21 protein-coding genes are annotated in these 22,512 nt (G+C 51.1%); 18 read left to right on the top strand and 3 right to left on the bottom strand.

All coding sequences use genetic code 11. The annotated features are described in order from the left end of the window. Positions 1–72: 72 nt before the first annotated feature. The 10 genes from alaS to DVH26_RS11995 all read left to right on the top strand — a co-directional run bounded on the left by alaS (position 73) and on the right by DVH26_RS11995 (position 12,244). Positions 73–2,700, top strand: coding sequence for an alanine--tRNA ligase (gene alaS / locus DVH26_RS11950; RefSeq protein ID WP_239633907.1), 2,628 nt, complete (start codon positions 73–75; stop codon positions 2,698–2,700). 127 nt (positions 2,701–2,827) lie between these two features. Then, complete coding sequence (locus tag DVH26_RS11955; RefSeq protein WP_028549809.1) at positions 2,828–3,091, top strand: IreB family regulatory phosphoprotein; 264 nt, start codon at positions 2,828–2,830, stop codon at positions 3,089–3,091. A 61-nt stretch (positions 3,092–3,152) separates the two neighbouring features. Beyond that, entirely contained in the window at positions 3,153–3,572 is a 420-nt protein-coding gene (gene ruvX, locus DVH26_RS11960) for a Holliday junction resolvase RuvX (RefSeq protein ID WP_239633908.1), read from the top strand. A 5-nt stretch (positions 3,573–3,577) separates the two neighbouring features. Beyond that, the gene (locus DVH26_RS11965; RefSeq protein WP_239633909.1) at positions 3,578–3,886 is read left to right on the top strand and encodes a DUF1292 domain-containing protein; all 309 of its coding nucleotides are present in this window, start codon (positions 3,578–3,580) and stop codon (positions 3,884–3,886) included. 24 nt (positions 3,887–3,910) lie between these two features. Next, positions 3,911–4,210, top strand: coding sequence for a DUF1292 domain-containing protein (locus DVH26_RS11970; RefSeq protein ID WP_239633910.1), 300 nt, complete (start codon positions 3,911–3,913; stop codon positions 4,208–4,210). Between the two features lie 169 nt (positions 4,211–4,379). Beyond that, on the top strand, positions 4,380–5,450 hold the full coding sequence (gene mltG / locus DVH26_RS11975) for an endolytic transglycosylase MltG (protein ID WP_239633911.1): 1,071 nt from the start codon (positions 4,380–4,382) through the stop codon (positions 5,448–5,450). A 12-nt stretch (positions 5,451–5,462) separates the two neighbouring features. Continuing rightward, entirely contained in the window at positions 5,463–6,398 is a 936-nt protein-coding gene (locus tag DVH26_RS11980) for a peptidase U32 family protein (protein WP_239633912.1), read from the top strand. Between the two features lie 28 nt (positions 6,399–6,426). Then, positions 6,427–7,707 carry a peptidase U32 family protein gene (locus DVH26_RS11985; protein ID WP_239633913.1) on the top strand — a complete coding sequence of 427 codons (1,281 nt, stop codon included), beginning with the start codon at positions 6,427–6,429 and terminating at the stop codon, positions 7,705–7,707. Between the two features lie 499 nt (positions 7,708–8,206). Further along, positions 8,207–10,258, top strand: a complete 2,052-nt coding sequence (locus DVH26_RS11990) for a methyl-accepting chemotaxis protein (protein WP_379460946.1) — start codon at positions 8,207–8,209, stop codon at positions 10,256–10,258. A gap of 165 nt (positions 10,259–10,423) precedes the next feature. Then, positions 10,424–12,244, top strand: coding sequence for a peptidoglycan D,D-transpeptidase FtsI family protein (locus tag DVH26_RS11995; protein ID WP_239633915.1), 1,821 nt, complete (start codon positions 10,424–10,426; stop codon positions 12,242–12,244). Here DVH26_RS11995 and DVH26_RS12000 read toward each other — a convergent pair. Both DVH26_RS12000 and DVH26_RS12005 read right to left on the bottom strand, forming a co-directional pair. Next, entirely contained in the window at positions 12,238–13,527 is a 1,290-nt protein-coding gene (locus DVH26_RS12000) for an ATP-binding protein (protein ID WP_239633916.1), read from the bottom strand. The two genes, DVH26_RS11995 and DVH26_RS12000, sit on opposite strands and share 7 nt — an antisense overlap. 118 nt (positions 13,528–13,645) lie before the next feature. After that, the gene (locus DVH26_RS12005) at positions 13,646–14,704 is read right to left on the bottom strand and encodes a metallophosphoesterase family protein (protein ID WP_239633917.1); all 1,059 of its coding nucleotides are present in this window, start codon (positions 14,702–14,704) and stop codon (positions 13,646–13,648) included. A 260-nt stretch (positions 14,705–14,964) separates the two neighbouring features. Between DVH26_RS12005 and DVH26_RS12010 the strand changes: the two genes are divergently transcribed. The 6 genes from DVH26_RS12010 to DVH26_RS12035 all read left to right on the top strand — a co-directional run bounded on the left by DVH26_RS12010 (position 14,965) and on the right by DVH26_RS12035 (position 19,016). Then, the gene (locus DVH26_RS12010) at positions 14,965–15,351 is read left to right on the top strand and encodes a DoxX family protein (protein ID WP_239633918.1); all 387 of its coding nucleotides are present in this window, start codon (positions 14,965–14,967) and stop codon (positions 15,349–15,351) included. 194 nt (positions 15,352–15,545) lie between these two features. After that, the gene (locus DVH26_RS12015) at positions 15,546–16,772 is read left to right on the top strand and encodes a DUF2157 domain-containing protein (RefSeq protein ID WP_239633919.1); all 1,227 of its coding nucleotides are present in this window, start codon (positions 15,546–15,548) and stop codon (positions 16,770–16,772) included. Continuing rightward, a complete protein-coding gene (locus DVH26_RS12020) occupies positions 16,762–17,295 on the top strand; it encodes a GDYXXLXY domain-containing protein (RefSeq protein ID WP_239633920.1) in 534 nt (177 codons plus the stop codon). Before DVH26_RS12015 ends, DVH26_RS12020 begins: the two co-directional genes overlap by 11 nt. Before the next feature lie 88 nt (positions 17,296–17,383). Further along, a complete protein-coding gene (locus tag DVH26_RS12025) occupies positions 17,384–17,551 on the top strand; it encodes a hypothetical protein (protein ID WP_239633921.1) in 168 nt (55 codons plus the stop codon). Between the two features lie 160 nt (positions 17,552–17,711). Next, positions 17,712–18,146, top strand: a complete 435-nt coding sequence (locus DVH26_RS12030; RefSeq protein ID WP_239633922.1) for a MarR family winged helix-turn-helix transcriptional regulator — start codon at positions 17,712–17,714, stop codon at positions 18,144–18,146. Positions 18,147–18,191: 45 nt separating this feature from the next. Continuing rightward, positions 18,192–19,016 carry a lipoate--protein ligase family protein gene (locus DVH26_RS12035; protein ID WP_239633923.1) on the top strand — a complete coding sequence of 275 codons (825 nt, stop codon included), beginning with the start codon at positions 18,192–18,194 and terminating at the stop codon, positions 19,014–19,016. Between the two features lie 231 nt (positions 19,017–19,247). On the opposite strand, the gene DVH26_RS12040 is transcribed toward DVH26_RS12035, so the two are convergent. Next, a complete protein-coding gene (locus tag DVH26_RS12040) occupies positions 19,248–19,985 on the bottom strand; it encodes an alpha/beta hydrolase (protein ID WP_239633924.1) in 738 nt (245 codons plus the stop codon). Positions 19,986–20,193: 208 nt separating this feature from the next. Here DVH26_RS12040 and pdhA point away from each other — a divergent pair, with 208 nt between their 5' ends. Beyond that, positions 20,194–21,267: a pyruvate dehydrogenase (acetyl-transferring) E1 component subunit alpha gene (gene pdhA, locus DVH26_RS12045; RefSeq protein WP_239633925.1), complete on the top strand. Its 1,074-nt coding sequence runs from the start codon at positions 20,194–20,196 to the stop codon at positions 21,265–21,267. Positions 21,268–21,285: 18 nt separating this feature from the next. After that, a complete protein-coding gene (locus DVH26_RS12050) occupies positions 21,286–22,266 on the top strand; it encodes an alpha-ketoacid dehydrogenase subunit beta (protein ID WP_239633926.1) in 981 nt (326 codons plus the stop codon). The last annotated feature ends 246 nt before the right edge of the window (positions 22,267–22,512 follow it).

Consider the following 22,512-nt stretch of genomic DNA (forward strand, 5'->3'; position numbering starts at 1 on the left):
TTCGTCCCTGTTAGCAGGGGCGATTTTTTATTTTTGCACATACAAGATAGATTCTGTAGGAGGTCAACACTCATGAAAGCCAGCGAAATACGTTCCAAATGGTTAACATTTTTTGAAAGCAAAGGTCACAAGATCGAGCCAAGCGCACCGCTTGTGCCTCACAACGACCCGTCGCTCTTGTGGATCAACGCAGGGATGGCCCCGCTGAAGCCGTATTTTGACGGCCGCGTCGTCCCTGACAATCCGCGGATTGCCAACTCCCAGAAGTGTATCCGTACCAACGATATCGAGAACGTCGGCAAGACTCGCCGCCACCATACGTTCTTCGAGATGCTGGGCAACTTCTCCATCGGAGATTACTTCAAGGAGGAAGTTATCACCTGGGCTTGGGAATTCCTGACAGGCAAAGAATGGCTCGCCCTGGATCCGAACCTGCTGTCCGTTACCGTCTATCCGGAGGACACGGAAGCCTACGAGTTCTGGAACAAAAAAATCGGCATTCCGGAAGAGCGCATTTACAAGCTGCAGGACAACTTCTGGGATATCGGCGAAGGCCCATGCGGACCTTGTACGGAAATTTTTTACGACCGCGGCGATGCCTATGGCGATCTGAACGATCCGGAATGCTGGCCTGGCGGCGAAAACGAGCGCTTCCTCGAAGTTTGGAACCTCGTATTCTCGCAGTTCAACCATAACAAAGACGGCAGCTATACGCCGCTTCCTAACAAAAACATCGATACGGGCGCAGGCCTCGAGCGCTTCGCCAGCGTATTGCAGAACGTGGATTCCAACTTCGATACGGACTTGTTCCAGCCGATCATCCAGCAGACGTGCCAGCTTGCCGGAGTCAAATATCATGATAACGAAGAGCATGACGTGGCTCTCAAGGTCATTGCCGACCATATCCGTACGGTCGTATTCTCCGTAGGCGACGGCGTGCTTCCTTCCAACGAAGGCCGCGGCTACATTATTCGCCGCCTGCTCCGCCGTGCCGTACGTTACGGCAAAGTATTGGGTATGGACAAGCCGTTCCTGTATACGCTGACGCCTATCGTCGGCGAAATCATGGGAGTTTACTACCCTGAAGTCGTTGCTAAGCGCGAGTTTATCGAGAAAGTAATCCGTACGGAAGAAGAACGCTTCCACGAGACGCTGTCGGACGGATTGAATATTTTGGCCGATATGACGGAGAAGGCGCGCAAAGAGGGCTCCACTCAAATCAGCGGCCCTGACGCTTTCAAGCTGTACGATACGTATGGATTCCCGTTCGATTTGACCGAGGACTTCGCCGCTGAGAAAGGGATGACCGTCGATAGAGAAGGCTTCGACCGCGCAATGCAGGAGCAGCGTGACCGGGCGAGAGCGGCGCGTCAGGATGCCGACAGCATGAAGGTGCAAGGCGGACCTTTAGCTGATTTCACGGTTAAAACCGAATTTGTTGGATATAATGAATTGGTAACAACTGCTAAAGTTATCGCCATCGTCCATGAGAACCAGTTCGTCGATCTGGTCGGCGTAGGCGAAACGTGCCAGGTCATTCTCGACCGGACGCCTTTCTATGCAGAAAGCGGCGGTCAGGTTAGCGACCATGGCGTCATCACTTCCGGCGATTTGGTGCTGAAAGTGGAGGACGTGAGTAAAGCGCCTCACGGGCAGCATGTGCATACGGTTGTTGTCGAATCCGGAGTTCTGCGCAAGGGCGAAGCTGTTCAAGCCCAAGTTAACGATGAGCTGCGTGACGACATCATCAAGAACCATACGGCCACTCACCTGCTGCACAAAGCACTGAAGGAAGTGCTGGGCGAGCACGTAAATCAGGCCGGATCGCTGGTTGCCCCGGAACGGCTGCGCTTCGACTTCTCGCATTTCGGCAGCATCAGTGCAGAAGAGCTTCAAGACATCGAGCAGCGTGTCAACCGTCAAATTTGGAAGAGCACCGCTCTTACCATTTCCTTGAAGCCGATCGCTGAAGCCAAAGCGATGGGAGCTATGGCTCTCTTCGGCGAAAAATACGGCGATATCGTCCGTGTCGTCCAGGTAGGAGATTACAGCCTCGAGCTGTGCGGCGGCTGCCACGTAGGCAACACCAGCCAGATCGGCTTGTTCAAGATCGTCAGCGAATCCGGTATCGGCTCCGGCGTACGCCGGATTGAAGCGGTATCTGGACGCCATGCTTACGAATATTTGGATCAGCAGCTCCAATTGCTGCGCGATGCTGCAGGCTTGCTCAAGTCGAACATTCAGGACGTTCCGAAACGGATTGACGGATTGTTCGCCCAGCTGAAGGAGCTGTCGAGAGAGAATGAATCGCTCAAAGCGAAGCTTGGCAAAATCGAAGCCGGTTCCTTGACCGACCAAGTGAAGCTGGTGCAAGGAGTTCCGGTATTGGCGGCAGTAGTAAGCGCAGGCGATATGGAATCGCTTCGCGGCATCGTAGACCAGATGAAGTCGCAGCTGGCTTCGGCGGTCATCGTTCTGGGAGCTGCAGCTGAAGGCAAGGTGAATCTTGTTGCTGCGGTTACGCCTGACTTGGTTGCCAAAGGCTACCATGCCGGTAAGCTGATCAAAGAAACGGCGGCGGTTGTCGGCGGCAGCGGCGGAGGACGTCCGGACATGGCTCAAGCCGGGGGCAAGGATGCTTCCAAGCTTCAGGACGCGTTGAAGCAAGTCGAACAGCTTGTTGCGAGTGTTACCGTTTAGCATGAAATGACATGGTTTGAACAACCTCTAAATAAATTTGCTGTGTCAACAGGAATTATTCGACAAACAGCGAATATAAGAAGATATTAGTTGTTGTTAGCCTATGATTTACGAAGGGGGTGTTGGGATGAGTTCGATGGATAAGACGATGAAGTTCAACGTTAAAGCGGAAGAGATCGAAACATCTCCCAAAGAAGTCATGTTGGCGGTGTATGACGCATTGCAGGAAAAAGGCTACAATCCGATTAACCAGATTGTCGGCTACCTTTTATCCGGTGATCCGGCCTATATTCCCCGCCATAACAACGCAAGAAGCATTATTCGCAAACGGGAGCGCGATGAGCTTATCGAAGAGCTGGTTCGCTCGTACTTGCAGCAGCATAAATCATAGCAGGTTAACAGGTTGAGGGCGGCGCGTCAAGCGCCCCCGACAGACCCCAGGAGTTTATGGCATGGATCGATTAATGGGATTGGACTACGGGGATAAGACAATCGGCATCGCCGTCAGCGACGAGCTGGGGTGGACTGCTCAAGGACTTGAAGTGATCCGTCGCACGACGGAAGAGCGGGATTTGGCGCGGATTCGCGAGATTATTGGCTTATACGATGTCAAAGAGCTGGTTGTCGGACTTCCTAAGAACATGAATAACACGATTGGACCGCGTGGAGAAATTTGTATCGCATTTGCCCAATCTTTACAAGAAGCATTACAAATGCCCGTTCATTTATGGGATGAGCGGCTGACTACCGCTTCGGCTCAGCGTACTTTGATCGAAGCCGATGTCAGCCGTAAAAAGCGCAAGCAAGTCATTGATAAAATGGCGGCTGCGCTTATATTGCAAGGCTATATGGATTCCAAATCGAAGAGGTGATTGGCATGTCTAAAGACGAACAACTGCAAGAAGACGAGCTGGATATCATTGTGATTCCGGATGATGATGGCAATGAAGAGGAATTTGAAGTGGTTGCCAGGTTTGAAGTAGACGGCTCCGAGAAAAAATATATTATGGTTGTTCCTGTCGATGCCGACGAGGAGTCCGACGAAGTGTACGCATTCCGTTACGAGGAAGATGGCGACGATCTTCAGCTGTATACGATCGACGACGAGGAAGAGTGGAACATCGTGGAAGAAACCTTCAACACGCTGATGGACGAAGCCGCCGACGATGAAGAGGAATCCCGCTAATCGAAAGCAACAGGAGGCAGTTCCTTGTACGAGTTAAAAGATATGAAAGAGACGAATCAGTTGCGCAGCGCATACGGAGATGATATTATTTTGTATGACGACCGCGAACAATCCGTTGCTTATAAGCTTCTGGCCGAGTTTCTGCTGGGTGACCAAGGCTATGCGGTCCTGGAGCGGACACAAGGCAAGCAGGAGGAGCCCGAGCTGTTTCGGGTGACTTCGACTGACGGAGAGCTTGAGCTGGAAACGATAGAAGATGACGACGAGTGGGAGAACGTATTCGAATTGTATGATGAGATGACGTTCCCGCAAGACGAAATGTAGTATACTACAATTTGTGTTCATTACGGAGCTGAGCGGAGACATCCGCTCTTTTTCGTTGTTTATCCGAAAAGTGCCTGATTCTGGCACCCCTGGCCGCATCGTAAGCATGAAGGTGCGGATGGGATCGTTGTTCTTGGCGGAATATACCGTAAAGGAGTTCGGGAGGCACGTGAATTCAGGAAGACGGCTATCGGCAGTGAAAGCCATCGTGGTAACGGTGATCATTGTCGTTCTAGCAGGTGGAGTATCTCTCGGATTGTACGCAAGGCAAATGCTTCAGCCTATGCCCGGGTCCGATCAGCCGGTAAAAGTTACTATCGCACCGGGTACGGGATCGCAGCAAATCGCCCGCAATCTTCAGCAGGCGGGAATCATACGCAGCGCCGAGATGTTCTCCTATTATTTGAAATATAAGAACCAGGGCAACAAATTTCAGGCCGGAGAATATGAGATGCGTCCCGGCATCACGCTTGACGCTATTATCGATACTCTTAATCAAGGATTGACCGTGAAGGAGCAGGGGATCAAGCTGACCATTCCGGAAGGCTTCACCGTGAAACAAATCGCGGAGAAGGTGCAGCAGCAGTTCGGTACGGACGCTGTGCAATTTTTAACTGCGGTGCAGCAAAATACCGGATTTACCGCTAAGGTGTACGCGCAAGTTCCTGCGGCGGAATCGAAGCTGGTCAACCGGCTGGAAGGCTACTTGTTTCCGGAAACCTATGAATGGAGCAAGGACATTACGGTAGACGAAATGATAGACCGGATGATGCTGGAATTGGACAAGAAGCTTGCTCTGCTTCCTGCCGATTGGCAGCAGCAAATGGCGGAGCGGGGCCAAACCTTCCATCAGATGATGACTATCGCTTCGTTAATAGAACGTGAAGTCGTGCTGGAGGAGGAACGCCCTCTGGTGGCAGGCGTAATCTATAATCGATTGCAAAAAGGGATGCCGCTGCAAATCGACGCTACGGTACAGTATTTGTTCGACAAGCCGAAGGAACGGTTGTTTGAGAAGGACTTGCAGCTGGAAAGTCCATATAATACGTACTTGCACGCAGGACTCCCTCCAGGGCCGATAGCGAGCCCGAGCTTGTCCTCGATCAAAGCGGCGATTTATCCTGTGAATACGAAATATTTGTTTTATGTAACGAAAAAGGACGGAAGCAAGGGCCATTTGTTTGCCGAAACGTTCGAACAGCATCAGCAAAACATAGCGGCCAGCAAAAAGAATCAGTAAGGAGAGAATCATATGAAGAAACCGGAGCTGTATGTAACAGCCGGCTCGGCGGAAGAAGCCCGCAGCTATATTGAGGCAGGTGCGGACGCGGTAGCCGTCGGAGAGCACCGATTTGGCATGCGTCTGCCGGGAGAAGTCCCGCTGGACGAACTGGGCGCATTAATTCCCTGGGCTCATGAGCGCGGGGCCAAAGTATACGTCATTGTAAATAAAATTATGGATAATAATCTGCTGCCTGAGTTGCCGGCTTATTTGCGGCAAATTCATGAGTGGAAAGCAGATGCGGCGGTATTCGGCGATCCGGGAGTTCTAATAGCTCTGAGACAAGCAGGTGCACAAGGATTGCCGCTGCACTGGAATGCGGAGATGACCTCGACCAACTACGAGACGGCAAAATATTGGGGCTCCAAGGGCTCTACGCGCATCGTTCTTGCCCGTGAGCTGAATCTCGAAGAAACGCTCGAAATCAAGCGGAACCTGCCCGAAATGGAGGTTGAGATCCAGGTTCACGGGATGACGAATATTTACCATTCCAAGCGGACTTTGCTGACGAATTATAAAGATCATCAGGGACGCAACAGCCAAGAAGAAGGTACAAGTCTGGATAAAGGGCTGTTCCTGATCGAGCAGGAGCGGCAGGACGAGCGTTATCCCGTATATGAGGATGTTAACGGGACGCATATTATGAGCTCCGACGATATTTGCATGCTGGAAGACCTGCACGAGCTGATGGCGGGTGGCATTGACAGCTTCCGTATCGAGAGCCTGTTGAAATCGCATGAATACAATATTACGGTGATCCGGAGCTACCGGAAGGCTATCGAGGCATATTTCGCCGATCCGGAGCAATATGAATTCCAGGATGAGTGGATCGACGCGATTCGCGAGCTGCAGGATCCGCGGCGCGAGCTGTCGTTCGGATTTTTCTATAAAGAACAAGTCTATTAATCATAACTACGAAGGGGTGGAAACTGATATGACCATGATACAGCATGAGCTACTTGGCAAACGAGTCCGTCTGGAAAAACCGGAGCTGCTGGCGCCTGCAGGCAGTCTGGAAAAGCTGAAATTTGCGGTCCATTACGGGGCCGATGCAGTATATATCGGAGGGCAGCAGTACGGTCTGCGTTCCAATGCCGACAACTTTTCGTTCGAAGAAATGCGCGAGGGTGTAGAGTTCGCGGCTCGCTACGGCGCCAAAGTGTTTGTTGCGACCAACATTTATGCTCATAACGAAGATATCGAAGGGATCGAAAATTATCTGCGCGGCATTCAGGATGCCGGAGTTGCTGCCATTATCGTTGCCGATCCGGTTATTATCGAGACGTGCAAACGCGTAGCTCCGAAGCTGGAAATTCATCTCAGCACGCAGCAATCGACGATGAACTGGCAGGCCGTGCAGTTTTGGAAGGAAGAAGGGGCCGAACGTGTCGTGCTGGCACGCGAAGCGAATATGCAAGAGATCTTGGATATCAAGAAGAACGTGAATGTCGAGATCGAGGTATTCGTGCACGGGGCCATGTGCAGCTCCTACTCCGGCCGCTGCGTATTGTCCAACCACTTTACGGACCGCGACTCCAATCGCGGAGGCTGCTGCCAGTCCTGTCGCTGGAAATATGACCTGTTCACTACCGAGGAGGGCGGGCAGGACGGCATCAAAGAGCTGCCGTTGTTTGACGAGGAGGATCATGCCTTCTCCATGAGCTCCAAAGATTTGTGCATGATCGAGCACGTGCCGGAGCTGGTGCGTTCCGGTGTGGACAGCTTCAAAATCGAAGGTCGAATGAAGAGCGTCCATTATGTCGCAACCGTCGTAAACGCGTATCGCCAGGCAATCGACGCTTACTTCGAGGATCCCGAGCATTACGAGCTGAAGCCGGAATGGCTGTATGAAATTCAAAAAGCGGCGAACCGTCCGCTGAACACCGGCTTCTTCTTCGACGAGCCAGGGCATGAGGATCATATCTTCGAACCGGAAGATAAAGCGGCGCCTTACGACTTCGTCGGTGTGGTTATGGCGTATGACGAATCCACGGGAGTGGCCACAATTCAGCAGCGCAATCACTTCAAGCCGGGACAAGAAGTGGAGTTTTTCGGTCCGAAGGGCTCGTTCTTCAAGCAAACCGTTCCTGCCATTTACGATGAGGCAGGCCAGGAGCTTGACGCGGCGCGCCATCCGATGCAAATCGTCCGGCTGAAGGTTGAACATCCGCTCAAGCCGTTTGACATGATGCGCAAAAAAATGGGGAAAGCCTGATTACGCTGCGAGTTCAGCGCTAATCCAAGCTTTCACAACTAAACCTGTAGTACGAACCCGTATCCCGGCGATACGGGTTTTTTGCTGTATTTCGGGGCGGGGGTTTTAATTGTCAAAGATTGTGCCATTGGGAAGGATAAGGGAGGGATGGGACATAAGGCCCATGGACAAATTTGGGAAAAAGGAATATCATCCTACGTGTTGCGCAAAAAAATGGATTCACAGGACAAGCTGACGTCCTTTAAGGCGGTGGAACTATTTTTTTGCAATGTAAGCGATTTATTTAGAGGATTTTGGTAAACCGTGTCGAAATATTGAAAGGGACACGGGGTACGTCCTTACATAAGCACAATAGCCTAATATTCAGAACTGGGTGGTGGGTCCTTTGAAACAATTACTGTCAGTACTTAAGCAGTGGGCAGAGAAAGTCGGCAATGGGTTGGCATCTAGAAAACAGGAAAGTCGGGGATCAAGCAGCGGAAGTACGGTTGCACATACGATGCCCGGTTCGGCAGCAGGTCTTCGTCTGGAAAATCCGTTGAAGTCCGTGGGCATGAAACTGTTTCTTATCTTTTTGGTCAGCATTTTATTCTTTGTACTAGTGGCAGGATTTACTTCTTATAACATTTCAAGCGGCGTGCTTCAGAATAAAGTGGTGGACGCATCGGAGCAAACCATTGTCCAAGCCGGACAGAAAATGGACTTGCTGTATGGAGTATATGAGGACTTATCCATGCAGATTTTGCTCGATGAAGAGATGAAGAAGCTCCTGACGGAGATTGATGCCGTCAACAAAGGAAGCTATGATTATTTGCAGGTAAGGCAAAAAATCGGCGACAAGCTGAATGTGTACTCCTATTCTAACAAGACCATCAAAGCGATTCATTTGCTTCGTGCAAGCGGCGAGCCGATCAGTTCGTCGGGAAGCTCCATGAACAAGGAGTCCGTAGCGCAGGAAGACTGGTTCAAGAAGACATTGACCAACAACGGCAAGGCTACATGGCTCGAATCCAAAGCAAAAGGCTACGCTGACGGAACAAGCACGCCTACGTTCGCTCTGGGACGCGTATTGAAAAATACGTCGACCAATACGCAGCAAGCGGTTCTCCTGCTCGAAATCAGCCTCGAAGCAATTGATAAGGAGCTCGGCGACATCAAGATGGGCGACGAGGGCCAAACGCTGATTTTGTCTCCGGAGTTTACCGTTATTTTCGCGAAAGACCGGAATACATTAGGACAAAAATCTACGCTCGACGTACAACCGGAATCGTTAACCGAGGAAAGCCACAATACGATGACGGCCAAAAAAGATACGCAGGTTGTGTACTATCAGTCCCCTAAGACAAGCTGGTACTTAATTGGAGCCATGCCGGTCGAGGAGCTTGTGAAAGATGCGAAGAGAATCTTTAATTACACCTGGATTATTGCCGGTGTAGCGGCAATCATTGCCGTATTTATCGGAATCTTCGTCGCCCGCATGATCGGACATCCGGTCGTTACGCTGCGAAACCTTATGAAACAAGGAGAGCAGGGGAATCTGACCGTACGGATGAAGGTGAATTCCCAGGACGAAATCGGTCAATTGGGACAAAGCTTCAACCAGATGATGGAGAAAATTACGCTGCTCGTGCAGCAAACGACCCAATCCGCTCAAGAAGTGCTGGCTACCGCTACCGAGGTGTCGGATGCTTCGAAGAAAACAGCGCTGTCAGCCAAGGAAATCGCGGTGGCTACCGAGGAAATCGCAGGCGGAGCATCCAGCCTGGCTGTCGAATCCGAACGGGGCAATGAGCTTACTCATAACATTAGCACCCAGATGAAGATGGTTATCGACGCCAACTCCGTGATGGGTGAAGCGGCGGCGAGCGTCCAGCAGTCCAGTGAGCAAGGGATTCAATATATGTCCGAGCTGATCAACAAGACCAATGCAACGGAAGCAATGACGCGCGATATGGTCGAGAAGGTCGACAATTTGAAGGAAAGCACTCGCTCGATCCGTAAAATTTTGGATGTGCTCAACAATTTGACGAAGCAAACGAACATCCTGTCATTGAACGCTACCATTGAAGCGGCGCGCGCCGGAGCAGCCGGTAAAGGCTTCATGGTCGTCGCCGATGAAATCCGCAAACTGGCCGATCAATCGCGTCAATCGATTGCTATCGTCGGTCAAGTAACGGAAACGATTCAAAAGGAGATCGACGAAACGGTTCATGTCTTGTCCAATGCATACCCGATTTTCCAGGAGCAAATCGTCTCTGTTAAAGAAGCGGATATGATCTTCAAGGAAGTTCAGTCGCACATGGACGGATTCATCGTTCAATTGTCCGAGGTAACCGGTTCGATCGATAATCTGAATGCGTCGCAGGTCGTGCTGTCCGATGCGATGTCGAACGTAAGCGCCGTAGCGGAAGAATCGTCCGCCACATCCCAAGAAGTGGCTTCGCTGAGCGCGGAGCAGCTGAATATCAGCTCGGGATTGGTGCGGTTGTCCGACAATCTGGAGCAATTGTCCAATTCATTGAAGGAATCTTTATCCAAGTTCGAAGTATAATCGTTCGATCTATCGGTCTTATACTATATGATTCGTAATCAAAAGCTTTTTTCATGGCGTAGGCTCGCCTTGAAAAAAGCTTTTTTTGTCGGCTGTTTGAGGAGCGAAGCGGAAGATCATACTGCTAATAATCAGGTATGCTGTGCGGGAGGGTGTAGTACACGAATGAAGGGCAGAATGGCACTGAAGAAGCACCGCCTTTTTTATATATTAATGATTATCATCCTCGCTCTTGCCGGCTTGAACGCCCGTTTGTTCTGGATTCAGGTAGCGGCTAGCGGCGATTGGACGGAGCATGGCGTAGACCTGGTGCAAAATTCGGTCATTCAGAGAGCTCAAGGCATAGTGCTCGATAGCGGCAGGGGCGACTTTTACGATCGCGATGGGATTCCTTTGACCGGGAAGGAGCAGACGGTACTGGTTGTATTTCCGGTGCATGCTTCATCCCCCGAGCAAACAAGGATGGACGACACGAACATCGCCCGCACGCTGCAAGTGCCGGTAGAACAATGGAGAGCGTTCTCAACCGGATTGAAGGAGCCGCAAATTTGGACAATGGGAGATAAGCCCGTAAACATAAACGAAGCTCAGGCGAAGCAAATCGAAGCGCTGCGGCTGCCCCAGCTTGCCGTCACTAAGCTAAAGCAGCATTACGGCGATACCGTCTTGGCCAGCCAGGTTATAGGATACATCGGGCAAAACCCTGAACGGATTACGCGTCAGTTCACGGATCAGTTCCATCGCGGGGAGCTTCAGCTGACCAGCAAGATCGGCGGGGCTGGGCTGGAGAAGACGTTGGAGCCTTGGCTTCAAGGGATAGGACCGGAGTCCTTATCCTTGTTCACCGACGGCCGCAAACGGCCGCTCCCCGGACTGGCTGCAAGGTGGATGTCGCCGCACAACGGCTACTATCCCCTTAAAGTCATAACGACTCTGGATGCTTCGATTCAAAGCAAGGTGGAGCAGGCGATGCGCAAGCTTCAAGTGAAAGTAGGAGCCGTCGTGGTCACGGATGCTTCCAACGGCGATGTCATTGCAATGGCAAGCCGGCCCGACTTCCACCCGGAGCATGTCGATTTGCTGCATGGAACGTGGAGCAACCGTGCACTCAAGGCGGCTGCTCCGGGGTCGATCTTCAAGACGGTAACGGCCGCGGCAGCCTTGGAGGAGCATGTGACTGAGCCGGGTGAAATGTTCCGCTGTGACGGAGAGCTGGGGAAATACGGTTTGACCTGCTGGAATAAGCAAGGTCACGGCTTGATCAGCCTGGAGGAAGCTTATGCGGAATCTTGCAATATTGTATTCGCACGGCTGGCTGAAAGGCTGGACGGTGCTAAGCTGCAGGAATACGCGCATAAGCTGGGCTTGGGTACACAGATCGGATGGACAGGCCCCTTCCTGCAGGAAGAGCAATGGTCTACCTGGGATGCGGAGGAAAAGGGACAGGTGTTTGCCGCATCGACCCCACAGCAGGATGGCGGGGTCAAGGCTCAAACCTCCATAGGCCAGCGGGATGTGCTTGTGACGCCGCTGCAAGCCGCCAATATGGTCGTAACCTTGCTGCATGGAGGGAAGGTCGCTTCGCCGCGAATCGTCAGCGAGATGAGGTTCCGCAACGACAGGCTGATGGAAAAGCTGGAGGCCAAATCGTTAGACGGATTGCCTTCAGGCATCTCGAAGGCTACGTCCGGCCTACTGCTGGAATGGATGACGGATGTCGTCCAATACGGCACGGGAGCAGCGCTGCAGTCGGCGGATTGGACGGTAGCCGGCAAATCCGGTACGGCACAGGTAGGAGCAAAGAGCGGCGAGGAACGGGTTAACCAATGGTTCATCGGATACGGTCCGGTTGATGAACCGCGCTATGCCGTCGCCGTCTTAGTCCAGAACGTGCCGGACGGCACAAAAAATACATCCATTCCTCTCTTTCGAGAAGTGATGGATGTATTGGCTCAGGCGGAGCAATCGGGCAGGAAAGCTCAATGATATGATGTCGCGTGGAGCGTCGGAATGAGGAGCGAGAAGCAGGTGCCTTTGCCCACCTCGCTGGTGACGTCGATTTTGCCGTGAATCGTCTGAATGACCCGGTAGGTCACCATCATGCCGAGACCGGTTCCCTTGTCTCTGGTGGAGTAAAACGGCGTTCCGAGCCTGCGGATCTCATCCGGCGTCATCCCTACTCCATGATCGATGATATCGATGCATACGCTGCGATTTTGGACCGTTCCGATGATCTGCAGCTTGCCGCCGCTTGGCATGGCTTCGATCCCGTTCTTGCACAAGTGGATCATGCACTGGACGAATTTGTCCCTGTTCGCGCTTATGATCAGTTTGTCATCAAGCTGCGTTTCCACATCAACGCGGCAAAGCTTGGCATAAGGCTCTATGGAGCTCAGCGCCTGCTGAATCAGCTGCTTCGCGTCAACCAGCTCGATCACCTCCAAATGCGGCTTGGCAAACGATAAATAATCAGTGACGATGGATTGGGCTTTGTCGATCTCCTCCAGCACCATGTTGGTGTACAGCGCCTTTTTGTCGTCCTGGATGCCCGGCTGCTTCATGATTTGCACAAACCCGCGGGCTACAGTTAACGGATTCCGGATTTCATGGGCGAATGAAGCCGCCAGATCGCTGAGCACGTTCATTTTGTCGGCTTGCTGTGATTGATTGCGCTGCCGCGAGTTCAGCTTAATTTGCTCCACTACATAGACTACCATCCCTAATGTAAAAGCAGTAATAAGACTGTACAGGCCGAAGTAGCCGACAATACGCATGGTTATGGGCTCACCTATCCACCAGAAGGTAATACAGGAGCTCACTGCCGGCAACAAGCCGATCAGTAAGCCGGTTATTGCCGCCGCAGTCACATTCCTGCTGCGGGAGCCGGTAACGATATAGGGTTTGCTGCGCCATATTAGGACCATTAATATACCGGTCAAAACCAAGCTCAGGCTTAAGGCCGTGAAGCTTCCTCCGAGAAACAGCCGATAGCATATCATGACGGCTGCAACCCACAAGGAAGGCACGATGCCCGCATATAAGATACAAGCGGCGAGAGGCACCATTCTGAGATCATACAGAAAGCCATCGGAAAACCGGAATGGATACACCATACATAAAACAGCAATTAGAGAACCTAGGATGACAATGATCCGTCTGTTTATCTTCGCGCCGATCTGATGACACCTGTCACCCCAGAACAATTGATACAGTAAGACAGGGGTAATAATGATTAGCATGTTCAGCAGTAGTTGATTAATTACGTCCAATGACATCACCTTATGCAATTATGTTATGTGCACTATTAGTACTACCTAATTTCTTTATTCGACATCTTCTCCTGTTTTCCTACAAAAACGATAGAGAAAAGTCCTAATCTGTCTAATCTCAAGCCGTAGTGAGCGGGATGGTCCATTGGGACGATTCGATCCAGCTGCGGTTGCTGAATTCCCTTGCGCGCAGTACGACTTGGTGGCCGTAAACTTCGACAAACAGACCCTGAACATCCACCGAGTTTTGGCCAGGCTGAGCGGCGCGGGTGCGTCCTACGGATGCATTGTTAAACCAATGGAACGTGTTTTGCTTGTTGTAATGGTCCTCGCTCAGGAAATTACGGTGGGTATGCCCGGACAATACGAAGACATTGGGGTAGGGCGCCAATATTTCCCGGAATGCAATGGCTCGGATAAGGCGGTGAGTTCCCCCGTCGGTACCCGGCTCGGGAAGCGGCTGGTGAATAAATACGATAGCCGGCTTTCCATCCTCGTGGGCTTTCATCGTTTCGCGCAGCCAGTTCAGCTGCTCATCGGAATACCAGGCTCCTTCGCCAACGTCCGCCTTCTCCTGAACGTAGCACTCCTGGGATACAAGGATCAGGTGAACGCCGTTGACCCATACGTCCGTATAAGGCTTATCGGCATAGCCGATGAACGATTGGAACCTTTCCCTCGCCATCGAATCCGTCTTGCCGTTAGGCATCGTCTCCGTTGAAAACTGGCCCTCGCGGTCAAGCCATATATCATAATAATCATGGTTGCCCATGTTCGCGTAGAGCTTGGGCAATTGATATTGATTTAAAATGCTTTTCAATAGCTTGTAATCGCTTTCCCGCCCGAAATCCGTCAAATCGCCTCCGAGTACGATGGCGTCAAGCGGGCCGTTCCAAGCGCTGATATCTTTTAGCGCCATATGAAGCCTATCCGTCATGGAGGACTCGCTTACAGAAATATGGAGATCGCTAAGTAAAAAGAACGACGCGAGCAGTTCCGTAGGCAGGACCTTCTCCACATGAACCGGTTCCGGCAGCACTTCCGCTGCAGGGGTTTCCTTCTCCGAGTCCGCTTGGGCGATCCATCGTTTTAGGTAAGGAGCACCAATTCCGGCGCCGCCGGCTAAAAAAGCAAGAGAGACTAACATTTTTTTGACAAAATTTCTGCGAGACATCATGGCGCATCACCCTATTCAATATATAATTGCCGTTTTTTTCTACGGTTTTCTTTTATTATAACGGGACGCTACGGCTATCACAATAAAGGAAGGGCCGATCATTCCCCGGGAAATCAACATTTTTTGCAGCTGGAATGTTTGGAGAACAACTGGCATAAAATATTATAAAGTTACTTTAAGTTAGCCCCTTGACAAAAGTAATTAAAATAAAGTAATATACTTACATAATGTTAGTTATTAATTATCAGGGAGTGATAATCATGGTAGATGCAGGACTTCTTATTATTCGTTTGGTCATCGGTCTTATTTTCGTAGGTCACGGGGCGCAGAAGCTGTTCGGCTGGTTTGGGGGCTACGGGTTGAAAGGAACCGGCGGTTGGCTGGACTCGATGGGAATGAAGCCGGGTGTTCTGATGGCTCTTATCGCCGGATTAAGCGAGTTTGTCGGAGGGCTGCTGTTTGCCAGCGGCGTCTTGACTTGGGTAGGTGCGATTCTGATCGCATTGACTATGCTTGTGGCGATTGTGAAAGTGCATGGAAAGAACGGATTGTGGGTTACAGCCAACGGCTACGAGTATAATTTGATTCTTATCGCCGTCGCTGTCGGTGTGGCTTTGATCGGACCGGGAGCCTACGTTTTGTTCTGATTGAACGGAATAACCTTATGACGTTTTATAGCGAAGCTTGCCCCCAGTATATGCTGGGGGTTTTTGTTGTGTAATGCGCGTTTAAGGATAGGGATAGGGAGATACCGAGGTACTAGGGAAAGATAGTACTTCTTTTCCATTTAGAGAAAGATATAATGAAATTAAAGGCAATACATGAGAGAGGTGCAGCGACTATGAGCCGCAAATGGTTGGAAAAGGAAGGTCTTCGCTGGGTTGAACGCGATATCGTGACCCGTGAGCAATATGAGCGTATTTTACTATTGTATGAAGATAAAAAGCATGCGATCGGCATTCTTCCGATCCTCGGCAGCATCCTGGTAGGCCTCGGGATTTTGAGCTTTGTAGCCGCCAACTGGCAGGACATCCCCCAGCTCGCAAGGCTGGCCATGGTCATCCTCCTGATGGTCTCGTTCTACGGGGGAGGCGAAGTGTTCCGGCGCAGGGAGCATGAGAAGCTCGGCACAGCATTGACTGCTCTCGGCTATATTTCATTCGGAGCGGGAATCGTGCTCGTAGGGCAAATGTTCCATCTGGTCGCCTACGACATCACATCGTTTGTCATCTGGGGTACCGCGGGGATCTTGCTGACGTACATTGTCCGCAGCCGATTTATTTACTTACTGAGCTTGCTCGTGTTTACCATTGCGCAATATTACAGCACAACGGAATTTCATCAGTTCAGCTATGCAGGATTCGCGCTGATGATTGCCGGTCTCGGGTACTATGCTTGGAAGAATCAAAGCACCTTGCTAACCTGGTGCTTCAGTCTGAGCTACGTGCTTCATTGTCTCATGCTTGTTCTGGATAATGAATGGAAATTTCTATGGTTCTTTGTTCCGCTTATGGCTTTGTATACGGTCGGCGACTGGTACAAGGATCGCAGTACGGGATACGCTTTGCAGTCCGTCCCGTTGGCCGCGGCGTTCATATTCGGCATTGTTATGGTTCTTTCCTGGGATAATGGTCCTTCGGACAGGAACGAGCTGCTGGCGGAGCCGCTCTATTACATCACCGCACTGGTCGTTCTGTTCGCCGCTTCCGTTGCAGGCAAGCTGATGAACAAGAGAAACTCCAGCACGTTCGAATGGATTCTCGCTGTGCCTTTCGTCTACTTGCCCGCAGGGATTAGCGTCTTGTATTTACTCGCGCTGTTCTTCTTCTCCTTCTATGTGCTCTGGAGGGGATATATCGAAGAATGGCGGTTCAAAATCAATTTCGGTACGGTGCTCTTCATTTGCAGCACCATGGTTGCTTATGGCAAGCTCACGTGGGATTTCATGGACAAATCTATGTTCTTTATCTTCGGGGGACTGCTGCTCCTCGTATTGAGCTGGTTCCTGAACCGCCGCAACAAGAAATTTCTCGAGGAAGCCAAGGGAGGGAACCATCATGATCAGTAAAGGCGCTGGAGTCAAAAGCCGTACATGGTTGACCGGTATCCTGGTCCTGCTTCAGATTTTGTTCCTGTGCGGCATCGCCTTTTCGTATTACGCGGTAAGCTGGTTCGGTCATGAAATCAAGCTGAAGACGGTGCCGGTCGATCCGAGGGACTTTTTGTACGGTGATTACGTAACCCTTAGCTACGAAATCAGCCGGTTGAAGCCGGGAATCTGGCAAGAACAAGGCAAGCTTCCGGAAGAAGGAGAGCCGGTCTATGTGCTTCTCAAGCCTGTGAACGGTCTATATGAGGCGCAAGCCGCCTACCGATCGAGTCCAGACGTCAAGCCGGGCGAGGCGGTACTCAAAGGCGTTGTGCAGTACAGCTGGGATGAAGCCATAACGGTGAAATACGGTTTGGAAAAGTACTATGTCCCGGAAGGAACGGGTAAGGCGCTCGAAGAGCAAGCGGGCAATATGATCGTGCGCGTCAAGGTTGCTTCGTGGGGCCAGGCCAAGATTGAGAGTCTGGAGCCGCAGAGCTAGCGTTCAGCGAACATTCAGTTAACGTTCAGGTTCGTTTCATTTTCCTGTGAGATAATACGGTTATCTTGTTCAACTGGAGGAAACGAATATGACAAACCGTAAATCACTCCGATTGGTGTTGGCGACGTTTCTAATGTTCGGCACTACGGTAGCTCTGTATGAATGGAATCAAAGCGTTTCCGACCAACAGGCACAATCCACCGGTTCGGCTAACCATTCATCCACTGTTCAATCAACGGGAAAACCATCCGACTAATATGACAGGAACCGTTTATAAAGGCGCATGGAGCATGTATCCATACGCCTTTTTGCTATGCTCGGGCAGGATAAATATCAATGAAAAGCAAAAAAACATTGTTCTATGCCGGTTTAATGGTATTATAATCTCAAACTTGGTTAGGAAAAGGGGCCGTTCGATGGATGATCACCGGAACCTCTTCGAGCTGGAAGAGGTAGCAAGACAGCTGTACCGCAGAATGGCGGCAGCGTGGAACAAATTCGACGAGAAAGGAATGACGGCTCCTCAAGGCTACATTCTTGAGAAGCTGGAGCAGGAGGGGCCGCTTAAGGTTTCCCAAATGGCTGAAGCATTAAGCTATTCCGCCGGCGCCATTACGACGTTATCGGATAAGCTGATCGCATCGGGCTATGTGGAGCGGAACCGGGATGAGGCGGATCGCAGAGTCGTTTATCTCAGCATTACCGAAGAAGGAAGACAAGTGCTCGGAGCCATCAGGGAGCAACGAAAAGTGAACATCAATACTTTCTTCGGCGCACTTACGGACGAGGATATCCATCATCTGATCCGCATCTATAAGGACATTTTGGCCAAAACCGATAAGAAGGCGTAACAATACATAAATAGAGATATTTTGTACAAGAATGAGGGGATTATCATGGAACAGGAGCCGTGGAGCTTGCCGGCAGGCACACTGATTTGGGATCGTTCACAGCAGCTGGATCAGGCGGAGATATTGTACCCGTTCGCATTGGAGGAATTGCTGTGCAAGCTGGTGGGAGAGGGAGGCCCGCCGATCCTCCATTTATGGAGACATCGGAGAGCTTTCGTCATGGGCCTGAGAGACAGCCGGCTTCCGTTCGCACGAGAGGGAAAGCGCTGGTTAGAGCAGCAAGGGTATTCGACAGCAGTCCGCAATTCCGGCGGAGCTGCCGTACCGCTCGATCTCGGCGTAGTGAACGTCTCGCTCATCCTGCCCAAGCGAACGGGGCAAATCGATTTCCGTCACGATTTCGAAACCATGTACCATCTAGTGCGCGATGCGCTTCATGCGGTGACGCCGGATGTTGCCAAAGGGGAAATCGCAGGCTCGTATTGTCCCGGCGATTACGATTTGAGCATACGGGGTAAAAAGTTTTGCGGTATCGCCCAACGGCGTCAGGCCCATGCGTTCGTCGTACAGGCCTTTGTCGTTGTAACGGGAGTCGGGGAAGAGAAGGCGCGTCTCGCGCGGCAGTTTTATCAAATTGCTGCGGAAGGGGCGGACGGACAGCAATTCCCCGACGTTCAGAGCGACAGCATGGCAAGCCTCCAGGAGCTTGCAGGCTTGAACGACGTGCAGCCGTTTATCGATGCCGTGAAGGAGACGGTGAGAGGACGTTCAAGGATGGAGGAACAAAGCTGGAAGCAGATCCATTTGCCGGATGACGCGCAGGTTGCCGAAATGGTCGAATCGCTCCAAAACCGTTACGGCATTGATTGAAAAACAGACAATGTATCGGAAGCAAAGTATCGATGACTATACTGCCTTAGGACGTCTGCATTCTGTGGGCTGCAGCGTCCTTAACCGGCTCCCCGCTGTACCAACCGCCGCCGGATGAGTCGTTGAGCCATCACTTTATCGGCTTCCTAGGCTTACGTAACAGACACTACCACTTCCAAGCCATGAATCGAACCTATCCGAAGGACAAGCTGTTCATTCCTTACAGCCGACTCAATGCAATCCTTTTAAGAAAAGCTTCATAGCCTCAGGCAATTCATTTTGCCAAAAGCCCCAAAGATGCTTGCCCGGCTTCTCCTCATAGGTCAAGCGGCAGTTTCTCTCCTCCAGCAGCAAACGGGTATTCCTGTTGGCCTCTACGAAATCAAAGGTGCCGCGCTCCGTCTTGACCTCCCGTTCATCGAGTCCTATTAACATATATAGATTCAGCCACGATAAATCGGCTTCCTCGGCGATCCGCTGCTGCGTTTCGCGGAAAAATGCGCCGGACAAGGATATAACGCTGCAAAATAGGCTAGGATAATCTAAGGCAAGATGCAGCGAGACGGTACCCCCCAAGGAATCTCCCGCTATAATTCGTTCGGAGGGCGAGGTGCGCACCGGGTATTTGGATTCAATATAAGGAAGCAGCTCCTGGGTAAAAAATTGCGTATAGGCCGCGAAGCGCTCTCCTTCCGGGGCATATTCGCTCGTTCTTACCGACGTGTCGACATCGACACCGACGATAATGGCCGGATCGATGCCTTCGTCGAAAATAAGCCGGTTCATATGAGTGACGATGCGTCCGAAATTAAAAAACTGCTCGCCATCCTGACAATAAATGACAGGATATGTCATGACCTCCTGATAACCGGGAGGCAGGAAGACGCGGACAGGTCTTTCCTTGCCTAACGCAGCGGACGGGACAAGCTCCTTAACTACCGTTCGTTTGTAATAAATGGAATCGTCCATCGGAATTCCTCCAAGTGTATTATAATAGTTTGCACCTTTTTTCTCTTCTGTATTATATATTTTGTTGCACTGTTATAGTCATGGAAAAGGAAAGATCGCATATTTTGCAAGTAAGTAGTTGTGTTATTAGAGAAAACAGGTTTATAATACTACTATAACAGAAACTCCGGTTTCAAGGCATCAAAATCTATCGCTGAGGTGAATGTACATGAGTAAGCCATATGAAGTGGCAGTGTCTAAGGTGACGCCTTTGTCTGTATTGGCGCCAGACGGTACTGTAGTAAATGAGCAAGAAATGCCGAAATTGACTGACGATCAATTGAAAGAATTGATGAGACGCATGGTATTTACCCGTACATGGGACCAACGCGCGGTTAACTTGACCCGTCAAGGCCGTCTTGGCTTCTATGCTCCGGTTTCCGGTCAGGAAGCGTCGATGGTCGGCAGCGAATTCGCTTTAAATAAAGACGACTTTATTTGCCCGGGCTATCGTGATATGCCGCAAATCGTGTGGCACGGACTTCCGATGTACCAAGCATTCTTGTATTCCCGCGGCCATCAGCATGGCGGACAAATCCCGGCCGATGTGCACGTTTTGATGCCGCAAATCATTATCGGCGCGCAAATTTTGCATGCGATGGGCGTTGCCATGGCATTCAAAAAACGCGGCGAAAAGCGCGTTACTATTACTTATACAGGCGACGGCGGTTCCTCCGAGGGCGATTTCTACGAAGGCTTGAACTTCGCTGGCGCTTTCAAGCTTCCTTCCATTTTCGTAGTTCAAAACAACGGCTATGCCATTACGACACCATTCGCCAAACAAACGGCTGCAGAATCGGTTGCTCATAAAGCGGTAGCTGCCGGTATTAAAGGCGTGCAGGTGGACGGCATGGACGTGCTTGCCGTAGTTAAAGCGGTACAAGACGCTGCCGAGCGCGGACGTAACGGCGAAGGCGCAACATTGATCGAAATGATCACTTATCGTTTCCTTCCACACTCGATGTCCGGTGACGATCCTTCCAAATACCGTACGAAAGAAGAAACGGCGGATTGGGAAGCGACAAGAGATCCTCTGAACCGCTTCCGTACGTATTTGACAGCCAAAGGCTTGTGGTCGGAAGAAGAAGAAAACAAAGTTGTCGAAGAAGCGAAGGCTACTGTAGCTGAGCAAATCAAGAAGGCGGAAGAGACCGAGAAAATGACGGTTCCAGGCCTGATCGACAGCATGTTCGAAACGACACCGTCCCACTTGGCAGAGCAAAAAGCGGATTATATCGGGTAAAGGAGAGGAAAGCATACCATGGCACAAATGACAATGATTCAAGCGATTAAGGATGCTATGCGCGTAGAGCTGCAGCGCGATCCTAACGTTGTTATATTCGGGGAAGACGTAGGTAAAGTAGGCGGTGTGTTCCGTGCGACGGAAGGCCTGCAAGCAGAATTCGGCGAAGAACGCGTATTCGATACTCCGCTCGCAGAATCCGCTATCGGCGGTTTGGCAGTAGGTATGGGGATTCAAGGCTTTCGTCCGGTAGCCGAAATTCAATTCGTCGGTTTCATCTATGAAGCGATGGACCAAATCTGTGTCCAAGCTGCACGTATGCGTTACCGTTCCGGCGGACGCTATAATGCTCCTATCACGTTCCGTACTCCTTTTGGCGGCGGCGTTAAAGCAGCCGAGCTGCACACAGACCCGCTGGAAGGCTTGCTTGTACAAACGCCTGGTATCAAAGTGGTTGTACCTTCCAACCCTTACGATGCCAAAGGCTTGCTGATCTCCGCGATCCGCGACAACGATCCTGTATTCTTCATGGAGCACCTGAACCTGTACCGTTCGTTCCGTGCTGAAGTTCCTGAGGGCGAGTACACGGTTCCAATCGGAAAAGCGAACGTCGTTCGCGAAGGCTCCGATGTAACGATCATCACTTACGGCGCAATGGTTCACACTTCGCTGAAGGCTGCGGAAGAAATCGAAAAAACCCGCGGCGTGAAAGTAGAGGTTATCGACCTGCGCACCTTGATTCCGCTCGATATCGAGACGATCGTCGAGTCCATTAAGAAAACGAACCGTGCTATCGTTGTTCAAGAAGCTCAAAAAACATCCGGCGTTGCAGCGGAAGTTATCGCTCAAATCAACGAAAAGGCAATTCTTCACCTCGAAGCTCCGGTTCTCCGCGTAACGCCTCCGGATACGGTATATCCGTTTGCGCAAGTGGAAGATCAATGGCTGCCTAACCCTGCTCGTATCGTAGCAGGTTTGAATAAAGTACTGGATTTCTAGGATGACGCTCCGTTAAGGAGCGGCGGTTTGTCCAATGCGTTGTCGCGTAATGGTTGCAGGGAAGAGGGAATGCCTACGGCCGCTGTTGAAATGGTGTATGGTTGATGAGATCTAGCGGTAAATACACCATTTCAAAGGCGGACGCAAGCTCCTTCGGCACATCCCTCTATCCCTTCCACATTCCGCGTTCGTATTGGGACAAAAAACGCTCCTGTACAGGAGCGTTGAAGGGATAAGCTATCGTTT

It is taken from the genome of Paenibacillus sp. H1-7 (assembly GCF_022354825.1).
GTDB lineage: Bacteria > Bacillota > Bacilli > Paenibacillales > NBRC-103111 > Paenibacillus_S.